Source organism: Treponema sp. UBA7570 (assembly GCA_002477955.1).
Taxonomy (GTDB): domain Bacteria; phylum Spirochaetota; class Spirochaetia; order Treponematales; family Treponemataceae; genus Treponema_D.
Genome location: DLLE01000041.1, coordinates 1 through 9858, shown reverse-complemented (window position 1 = coordinate 9858; position 9858 = coordinate 1). Strand labels below are relative to the sequence as shown.

The following is a 9858-nucleotide window of genomic DNA, read 5'->3' as shown; positions in this document are numbered from 1 at the left end:
GACGACACAGTCCTGATTTCCGCTCCGGCCTGGAACTATTACAAGTCTGTCTGCGAGCTTCGCCATGCAAAGGCGGCGTATTACAACGTTGTTCCGGGAGCTGACTCATACGAGTTTGACACGGCAAATCTTCTTGATGTTGCAAAAAAGACAAAGCCTAGAATCATTGTGATTACGACTCCGCACAACCCGACTGGAGCTGTAATCAGCCGCGCAGACCTCGAGAAAGTAATCAAGGAGAACCCGTCATCGCTTGTAATTGTCGATGAGGCTTATCTTGGGCTTTCAACTGTCACCTATGACGCGAAATATTACCTCAACGCATACAACAATGTTGTGTTCTGCCGCACATTCTCAAAACTTTACGGACTTGCAGGAATCCGCATGGGATACGGCCTTTGCACACCGATGGCAAAACAGGTCTTCAAGCTTGACTTGAACCCGTTCCGCACATCAAACATTGGACGGAAAGTCTGCATTGCCGCCCTCAAAGACAAGAAATATTACTCAGAGCTTACAAAAACGATTATCAGATTGAAAGACGAGTTTATTTCTGAAATCAACAAGATAAAGGGAATCAAGGCGTTCAAGTCTGCCGCGAACTTCATCTTTATCCATTTTGACGACTCGATTGACGTGCAGGCTCTAAAAGACAATCTCGCCGCAAACGGCTATCTTGTAAGGCTTTGGTCAGAGGGAGGACACCTTTCAATGCGCATTACAGTCGCTCCGAAGCCTGACATGGACAAGGTTCTGGAACTGATCAAGGACTTCTGCGAAAAATAAAATTAAGGGAGATGAAATGGGTTTGCTGAGGAATTTTCACTTAAAATTTCTTGCAAACTCATTTTTATGATTAGCAAACTATGACATTTTTACCGCTTTATATCGACCCGGGCACAGGCTCAATGCTCTTTTCAATCTTGATTGGAGCATGCGCGACGCTTTTTTTTCTGGCAAAGGCATTCTGGCTTAAGTTGAAGCTTTTCTTTACTGGCGGAAAGGGGCAAAAACTCGACAAGTCTTACAAGAAATATGTGATTTACTCAGAGGACAAGCGTTACTGGAACGTTTTCAAGCCTGTTCTTGATGAATTTGAGAAAAGGAAAATTGAAATCACGTATTACGTTGCAAACGACAAGGATCCTGTTTTTGAAGAGAAATACGAATTTGTAAAGCCGGAAGTAATTGGCGAAGGAAACAAGGCGTTCGCAAAGCTCAATATGCTTTCCGCAGGCTTTGTCCTTATGACGACACCTGGGCTTCAGGTCTACCAGCTCAAGCGCAGCAAGAACGTAAGGCATTATTCGCATATTTTTCATTCTCCGGGCGACCCGACAATGTACCGTCTTTTTGGAATCGACTATTTTGACTCGATTTTATGCACAGGCGACTATCAGTTTGAAGACATCCGCGAGATGGAACGGCAAAGAAATCTCCCTGCAAAGCAGCTTGTTACCGTCGGATGCACATATCTTGATGTTTTCAAGAAAAAGATGGAAGGAATTCCAGCCGAAGAGAATCATCAGTTTACGGTTTTGGTTTCGCCTTCATGGGGAAAGTCCGCGCTTCTTTCTCTTTACGGAAAAAAGCTTCTTGATCCGCTCGTTGCAACCGGCTGGAAAATCATAATCCGCCCGCATCCGCAGTCAAGGATTTCAGAAGCCGCAATGCTTTCAGAGCTTGAAGCAGCGTACAAAGACACGCCGAACGTTGAATGGGATTCAAACCGGGACAATTTCTATTCGCTCAAAAAAGCGGACATTATGATTACGGACTTTTCAGGAATTATCTGGGACTACACATTTCTTTGCGACAAGCCAGTCATGTATGCAAACGCAGAAATGGAGCTTGGGCCTTATGACGCTTACGACATTGGCCACGAAATCTGGCAGTTTTCCACAGTCAAGAAAATCGGCATAAAGATCGAAGAAAAGGATTTTGCCAATATCAAAAATGTAATTCAAAACGCAAGCGATTCTCCGGAACTTGCGGCGGCACGGAAAAAGGCGCGCGACGAGGCATGGATGCATATCGGCGAGGCTGGAAAACGCACCGCCGACTTTATGATTCAGACAATGGAAAAAATTGAAAAATAGAGAGAGAAATTTATTGAACTGCCGGCGTAAAAAAACTGACCGGCAATTCATTTATTAGTCAGGAGAACTTTCATGGTCTTGGACATGTTTTTTAACCTTCTTATCTACCCTCTTAAGCAAATCATTGAATTTTCATTCTCGCTTTTTTTTCATGTATTTAAAAATCCTGGCGCGGCGATTTTAGGCGTAAGCCTTGCTGTCACAATAATGTGTCTTCCGCTTTATATTGTCGCGGAAAAATGGACGGATTTCGAGCGCGATGTGCAGAAAAAACTTGAGCCGGGCGTAAAGAGAATAAAAAAATTCTTTAAAGGCGATGAGCAGTACATGATTCTTACGGCATATTACCGTCAGAACCATTATCATCCTATTATGGCGTTGCGCTCAAGTTTCAGCCTTCTGATTCAGATTCCTTTTTTTCTGGCAGCATATTCATATTTGAGCCATCTGTCGCTTTTGCAGGGCCGCTCATTTTTTATTCTCAGTGATTTGGGAAAAAACGACGCGCTTTTTTCAATCGGCTCGTTCACTGTAAACATTCTTCCGATTTTAATGACGCTTATAAACTGCGCGTCGGGCTTTGTCTACACAAAAGGACATTCATTAAGGGAAAAGCTCCAGGTCTACATTATGGCGGCGCTTTTTCTGGTCGTGCTTTATGATTCTCCGAGCGGGCTTGTCCTTTACTGGACGCTGAACCAGGTCTTCTCGCTCACAAAAAATATTTTCATGAAGCTTAAAAATCCGCTCAAAGTGTTTTTCTGCTGTGTTGCCGCCGCAATTCTCTTCTGCGACTTTTATCTTGTTTTTATGCATCCGGGAAGCTTTAAGCGAAGAATTTTGATGACTGTTGTAATTTCGTTCGTTCTTCTTGCCCCGGCTTTTGTAAAAGCCGTTTCCCGTCTTATTGACAGCGTGCTCTATCCTCTTCTAAATGATTCAAAGTCACGCGGAATTCTATTTTTCAGTTCTGCTATCGGGCTTTTCTTATTGACAGGACTTTTTATTCCTTCAAGCATAATCAGCTCGTCAGTAATTGAATTTTTCAACATCGACAATTTTGGCTCGCCGGTCTGCTTTGTACGCAATACGCTTATGCAGTCGTGCGGACTTTTTTTAGTCTGGCCGGCATTTTTATATTTTCTTTTCAACAAAAGAATCCAGACTGTTTTTTCAGCTCTTTCTTTTGTCTTTTTTGCTGGAGCCTTAGTAAACACATTCGTTTTTGTAGGGCACTACGGAACTTTGACACGAATGCTCACATTCTCGGAAAACATTGCGGGAAGAGTTTCTTCTTTTGCAATTGTTTTGAACATTGCGGCGCTTGCATTTATCATTGTTGCATCCTTATTCGCCATAAAATACAGATTTTCAGGTGTTTTGCAGGGAATCGCAGGAATCTGCTGCATTTCTCTTTTTGGAGCCGGAATTTTCTATGTGAGCTCGATAAAAAAAGACTACGTTCAAATTGCTTCAACTTACAATCCGGAAACTGCCGAAGAAGTAAAGCCAGTTCTGCATCTTTCAAAAGACAAGCAAAATGTCGTTCTCTTTATGCTCGACAGATGCGAGAACGCTTATTTTTCTTCAGTTTTGGAGGAAGATCCGTCATTAAAAGATATTTTCTCAGGATTCACCTATTATCCGAACACGATTTCCTACGGCGGACACACGATTATCGGCGCGCCGCCGCTTTTTGGCGGATATGAATACACTCCGGAGGAATTCAATAAACGCGCAAGCGAGTCAAAGCTCGCAAAAAACAACGAGGCCCTGAAAGTTCTTCCGGAAATTTTCGGCGGGCAGCTCGATTACAATGTTACTGTCGCAGACACTTCCTGGGCAAACTACCAGTGGATTCCGGACATGAGCATTTTCAGCGGAATGAAAAACGTTACGCCGCTTTCTCTTGAGCACACTTACACAGGTCTTTGGATGGATTTGAACAAGGACAAAGTAAAGCCGAATCTTGTAAGCTCCTCAATAAAGCGCAATATGCTTTGGGTTTGCTTTTTCAGGATAAGCCCTGCCCTTTTCCGCGATGCGATTTACGATGACTCAAAATGGTGGAGCACGGACGAGGAAAGCGGCGATATTCAGGAATTTATCGATTATTATTCCGCGCTTTATTTTTTGCCGCAGCTCACAGACTTTGAAAGCGACAAGCCGTCTTTCCTGAGCATAACAAACGACAGCACTCATTCAGGTTTTGAGCTTAATCCGCCAGACTACGTTCCTGCGACAAAAATCACAGGAAAAAGCGTCGGTAAATACGCGAAACTTTCAGGCTACAGCGCGAATGTCGCTTCTTTCAAGCTGATTGGAAAATGGATTGAATTGCTGAAGCAAAATGGAGTTTATGATAACACAAAAATCATAATCGCCGCCGACCATGGAATCGGACAGAGAAAAATCGTAGAAGACCTTTACAATGGAACTTTGGAAGACGGATTCGTAATGGATCACTTGAATCCGATGCTTTTGGTCAAGGATTTCGGAGCGGAAGGCGAGATAAAGACAGACACTTCGTTTATGACGAACGCAGATGTTCCGCTTTTGCTTCTTAAAGACGTAGCCGAAAATCCAGCGAACCCGTTCACAAAAAAGCCGATGGACGACTCAATCAAAAAAGAAAGGGGCGCGGTAGTAACGACAAACTCTACATGGTCGCCTGACCAGCACAGTTCAAACACTTTCTCAATAAAGGATGATGAATGGTATACAGTCAGGGATAATATTTTTGACACCGCAAACTGGAAAAAAGGCAGATAACATTTTTATGTTCAAGAAAAATTCTGCGCGGCTTTACATTTATCTTCTAGTTCTTTCTCTTCTTATTGTTAGTTTTGTATTTGTGTCGGGGAAAAATCAGATTACAAAGGAACGGGTTTTTGGCTGCGGGCTTCCTGTCATGTTCATCGAGACTGACGGCGAGAAGAAAATCAGGTCAAAGGAAAAATACATCGGCGCCGACTTTTCTATTTTTGAGAATTATGATTCTTATATAGACGGAAACGGCACAAAATACAGAGGAAAAATCCGCGGGCGCGGAAACACAACCTGGACATTCCGGAAAAAGCCCTACTTTGCAAAATTTAACATACGGGGGGGGGTATTAGGAATGCCGGCCGCCCAGAAATGGACAATCCGGCCGTTTATGACTGACAAGTCGAAAGTCCGCGACGCATACGCCACTTTCCTCGCTTCTACAATCTACACAAACACAAGCGGCGGATGGATTCCAGATTTCAAGTTCGTGAATCTTTATCTGAACAACAATTTTTCAGGGCTTTACTGCATCTACGAGAAAGTCGAGCAAGGCGAAAACCGCATAAATCTTCCAAAAGACAGCTTTCTTTTCGTTGTGAATTCAAGGCTTAACAAGGAATGGAATTTCCGCTCAAAGCAGGATGTTCCGTTCAGCCTTGTTGACAACGATGTTCCAGAAGAGAAATTCCTAAAGGAAAAAGAAATATTGCAGTCGATTGAAGACCAGATTTATCTTCAGGATAACTCGAAAGTTTTCGATTTTATCGACAAGGCTTCGTTCGTTGACTGGTATATTTTGAGCGAATTCTCAAAAAACCGCGACTCTGACTTTATGGCGAGCTGCTATATGGCTTTCAACTCGGAGACAAAAAAACTTTACATGGGCCCGGTTTGGGATTTTGACATTGCTTTTGGCGGAAGCCACATGGACAATAATTTTTCCCCGGAAGATTCTTGGATAAACAAATTCCACTGGTACAAGGAGCTTTGGCGGAATGACGAATTCAAGACCGCTGTAAAAGAGAGATGGCACGAGACAAAATCGCGCCTGAAAGATTCGTTCGGCTACATTCTTGAAGAATCAGAAGTTCTCGCTCCGTCCGCGGAAATTGATGATTTGGTTTGGCGCACGCTCGGAAGGAAGCAGTGGCCGCATACACCGGGATACAAAAAGCGAAAAACATACGAATCAGAAGTGAATTATGTCCTCGACTGGTGTAACAAGCGTTACGAATGGATGGATTCTTTCATAAATTCTCTGTAGAATTCAGTTTTAAAATACAACCGCACGCAGACAGATGGAGGAAAAATGATTTTAATTAATGGAAATTTTCTTTGCAGGAATTTGACTGGAATTGAACGGTTTGCCTGGGAAGTCTGCTCAAAGATGGATCAGATTCTGGACGAAAATGACGACATAAGGCTTTTAGTTCCAGCAAATGCAAAAAAAATTCCAGCCTTAAAAAAAATCAAAATAGAAAAGTCTTCAAAACAAATAAAGAGCTTTCCGGTTTGGGATATGTGGACTTTTGCCCTTGCCTGCAAAAAATTCAAGGCAACCGCACTAAATTTTTCAAACACTGCCCCGCTCGGAAAATTATGCGGACTTTCATTTTTGCACGATATTTACGCAAAATCTTATCCGAAAGATTTTGTTTCGTTAAAAGACCGGCTCATAAAAGTTTACAGTCTTTTTTCGTACCACAATATTGCAAAAAATGCAAAAATTGTGCTTACAGTTTCGGAATTTGCCAAAACTGAAATTCAAAAAGCCTACAAAGTTCAGGACGGCAGGATAAAGGTTATTCCGAACGGCTGGGATCACTTTAAGAATTTACAGGCAGACGATAAGATTTTTGAAAAATTCTGGCAGTTAAAGTCTGGAGAATTTTATTTTACGCTAGGTTCTCTTTCAAAACGAAAAAATCTAAAATGGATTGCAGAATATGCAAAAAATCACGAAGACGAGACGTTCGCAGTAAGCGGAAAAGCAATTTCTGGGCTTGTTCCTCCTGAACTTGAAGCGCTAAAAAGTCTTAAAAACGTTGTTCTGCTTGGCTACGTAACCGATGGCGAAGTAAAAGCGCTTATGAAAAAATGCAAGGCGTTCGTTTTTCCGTCTTATTACGAAGGTTTTGGAATTCCGCCGTTAGAAGCGCTTTCGTGCGGAGCAAAAGTTGTTGTTTCAAACAGAGCAAGTCTTCCTGAAATCTACAAAGATTCTGCCTTTTATATTGATGCAGACAGCACAGACTGCAATCTGACAAAACTTTTAGAGAAAAAAGTGGCTTCTCCACAAGAAATTCTTGAAAAATATACTTACGAAAATGCCGCTAAAAAACTGCTCGAAGCAATAAAAAGCCTGTAAATCTTCATGCTTAACGAAATGTAAAAAACAGGGGTTATGCTAAATACAAACGAATAAAACATAACCCCTGTTCTTAAAAAATTTTATAAAATTTATCTAAAAATAAGATTCCAGACATTGTATTCTGCAAAAACAGAAACTGCAACAAGAGAAACCGTAGACATAATTTTTATAAAAATGTCCATACAAGGACCAACTGTGTCTTTAAGCGGATCGCCTACTGTATCGCCGACAACTGCGGCGTCGTGTACAGTGTCATAGCCTTCTCCGCCTTTTTTAATTCCTTCAAGGCCGCCCTGTTCAATAAATTTCTTGCCATTGTCCCAAGCGCCGCCGGCATTTCCTGTAAAAATCGCAATCATAATTGAAGCAATTGTTGAACCGATAAGAATACCGCCTACAAAATGCGCGCCAAAAAGGAGACCGGCAACAACAGGAATTACAACAGCCATCAAAGCCGGAGCTTTCATCTGGCCGATTGAACCTTCCGTAGAAATTTTAATACAACGGTTGTGATCAGGATCTTCTTTTCCTTCGAGAATCGCAGGATGTTCTTTGAACTGACGGCGAACTTCTTCTACCATTTTTCTGGCAGCAATGGCAACCGCATCAATAAGCATGCCAGAAAAGAAGAATGGCAGCGCGCCGCCAACAATTGCGCCTGCAAGAGTCATTGGCTCCATAATATTCAATGTAGGAAGACCGTTTGCACCGACAGATTCTCCTGGAAGAGAATACATATATGAAAGCATGAGGGCAAGAGCAGCAAGTCCGCCAGAACCGATTGCAAATCCCTTGCCAATTGCGGCAGTCGTATTGCCAACAGCATCGAGAGTATCTGTAATTTCGCGAACGCCTTCCGGAAGCGCAGACATTTCCGCAATACCGCCGGCATTGTCAGAAATAGGACCATAAGTATCTACAGAAACAGTAAGAGAAACAAACGAAAGCATTCCCATTGCAGACATAGCAACGCCATAAAGACCTGAAGTATAGTAGGCCAAAATAATACCTATTCCAAGAACGACACAAGGAGCCATGCAAGAACGCATGCCAAGCGCGAGACCAGAAGTAATAGTCAGGGCAGGACCTTCTTTAGAAGAAGATGCAAGAATTTTTGTAGGCTTATAATCTGAAGATGTATAAAATTCTGCAAGAGTGCCAATCAAAATTCCTGCAATAATACCAACAGTAGCGCCAATCCATGGAGAAAGCGCGCCGAATTTAAATCCGAGCTTTGCAAAATCAACGTTGCCTGTTCCAAAAAGTTTGTATGAAAGGACTGCGCCAGCAACCATTGTAAGAGCCGCGCCGACATAAGTAGCGCCATTGAGCTGGTTGTGAACTTTTTTTGATTTTGAAAGATTGCGTACAAGAAGCGAAGCAACACCGATGACACATGCAATAAGCCCGACAGCTGCAAATGTGAGCGGGAATGTATACAAAGCGGCAAGGGAATCTCCACTTACGCCTGTCTTGATGATAAGGTTGTATCCAAGCGCAATCGCGGCAACTATTGAAGCAACATAAGATTCAAGAAGATCCGAACCAAGACCAGCGACATCGCCAACGTTGTCGCCAACGTTATCGGCAATTGTGGCAGGGTTGCGAGGATCATCTTCTGGAATGTGCGCTTCTGTTTTTCCAACAAGGTCAGCGCCCATATCAGCGGCTTTTGTGTAAATTCCGCCGCCAACACGGTTAAACATAGCAACCATCGAGCATCCAAGAGCATAGCCTGTCAAAACGTTAGGAAATCTTACAAGGGCGATTTTTGTAAGCCAGGCAGGAACAGCTTCTGTTGAGGAAATCCAGCCGAATGCATAGCCAAAAACAATTACAACAATTGAAAGACCCAAAAGAGCAAAGCCTCCGACACAAAGTCCCATAACAGAACCGCCACGGAATGCGACTTTTAAGGTTTGCCCGATATTTTGAGTTTTATTCGCCTCGTTTGTAACGCGGACATTTGCATAAGTGGCAATCTTCATGCCGACCATACCCGCAAGAGCAGACATTACAGAACCGATAAGAAAGGCAGACGCAACATACCAATCAAGCGCCAAAAATACGATTACAGCAACAATTAAAACAACTATTGCCAGAATGCGATATTCGATGCTGATAAAAGTATTAGCACCGCCACGAATATAAGATGCAATTTTCTGCATCAATTCATTTCCTTCTTCAAGATTTTTTACCTTAAAGAAGTTGAAAACTGCATAAGCCAATGCAAAAAGCGCGGCAAAAAGCAGAAAGACGGAAAGTGTCATTTTTTACTCCATTTTTTTTGAATTCCTTAATAAATTAAGGTAAAAAAAATGATAACAAACAATTTAAAAATTGTATCAACAGTGTTTTTGAACAATTCTGTCATCGGTTTATTAAAATTTTATTTGCATAGCTCAATACAGTTTTTTTATTTAAGGCCCATTGAGGAGCAATGGCAATTTTTTTTGGAGGATCTCCTGTAAAACGGTGAATTACGGCTTTTTCTGGCATTTTTTCAAAAGCAAGTTTTAATATTTCAAAATAATTTTCCATTTCCATGCATTCAAATTTTCCTTCAGCAAACATTTTTTCAAGAACAGTGTTTTTTACAACATAAAGATTTGTAATTTT

6 protein-coding genes and 1 pseudogene are annotated in these 9858 nt (G+C 42.0%); 5 read left to right on the top strand and 2 right to left on the bottom strand.

The genetic code is table 11. The features are described from left to right. The 5 genes from B4N75_RS05000 to B4N75_RS04980 form a co-directional block, all read left to right on the top strand. Positions 1-786, top strand: a 786-nt coding sequence (locus B4N75_RS05000; RefSeq protein ID WP_296706740.1) for a pyridoxal phosphate-dependent aminotransferase, incomplete at its 5' end; no start/stop codon positions are given. Positions 787-866: 80 nt separating this feature from the next. After that, entirely contained in the window at positions 867-2099 is a 1233-nt protein-coding gene (locus B4N75_RS04995) for a CDP-glycerol glycerophosphotransferase family protein (RefSeq protein WP_296706738.1), read from the top strand. 72 nt (positions 2100-2171) lie between these two features. Then, positions 2172-4871, top strand: coding sequence for a YidC/Oxa1 family membrane protein insertase (locus B4N75_RS04990; protein ID WP_296706736.1), 2700 nt, complete (start codon positions 2172-2174; stop codon positions 4869-4871). A 7-nt stretch (positions 4872-4878) separates the two neighbouring features. Next, positions 4879-6132, top strand: a complete 1254-nt coding sequence (locus B4N75_RS04985; RefSeq protein ID WP_296706733.1) for a CotH kinase family protein — start codon at positions 4879-4881, stop codon at positions 6130-6132. Between the two features lie 45 nt (positions 6133-6177). Continuing rightward, positions 6178-7236, top strand: coding sequence for a glycosyltransferase family 4 protein (locus B4N75_RS04980; protein WP_296706731.1), 1059 nt, complete (start codon positions 6178-6180; stop codon positions 7234-7236). A gap of 92 nt (positions 7237-7328) precedes the next feature. Here the strand turns inward: B4N75_RS04980 and B4N75_RS04975 are convergent, their stop codons facing one another. Both B4N75_RS04975 and B4N75_RS04970 read right to left on the bottom strand, forming a co-directional pair. Next, positions 7329-9509: a sodium-translocating pyrophosphatase gene (locus tag B4N75_RS04975; protein ID WP_296022555.1), complete on the bottom strand. Its 2181-nt coding sequence runs from the start codon at positions 9507-9509 to the stop codon at positions 7329-7331. A gap of 100 nt (positions 9510-9609) precedes the next feature. Next, a pseudogene (locus tag B4N75_RS04970) lies at positions 9610-9858 on the bottom strand (TIGR01212 family radical SAM protein); the annotation flags it as partial.

Excerpts from the sequence above, each read along its gene's own strand:
- B4N75_RS04995 (WP_296706738.1), top strand. The coding sequence starts at position 867 with ATGACATTTTTACCGCTTTATATCGACCCGGGCACAGGCTCAATGCTC.
- B4N75_RS04990 (WP_296706736.1), top strand. The coding sequence starts at position 2,172 with ATGGTCTTGGACATGTTTTTTAACCTTCTTATCTACCCTCTTAAGCAA.
- B4N75_RS04985 (WP_296706733.1), top strand. The coding sequence starts at position 4,879 with ATGTTCAAGAAAAATTCTGCGCGGCTTTACATTTATCTTCTAGTTCTT.
- B4N75_RS04980 (WP_296706731.1), top strand. The coding sequence starts at position 6,178 with ATGATTTTAATTAATGGAAATTTTCTTTGCAGGAATTTGACTGGAATT.
- B4N75_RS04975 (WP_296022555.1), bottom strand. The coding sequence starts at position 9,509 with ATGACACTTTCCGTCTTTCTGCTTTTTGCCGCGCTTTTTGCATTGGCT.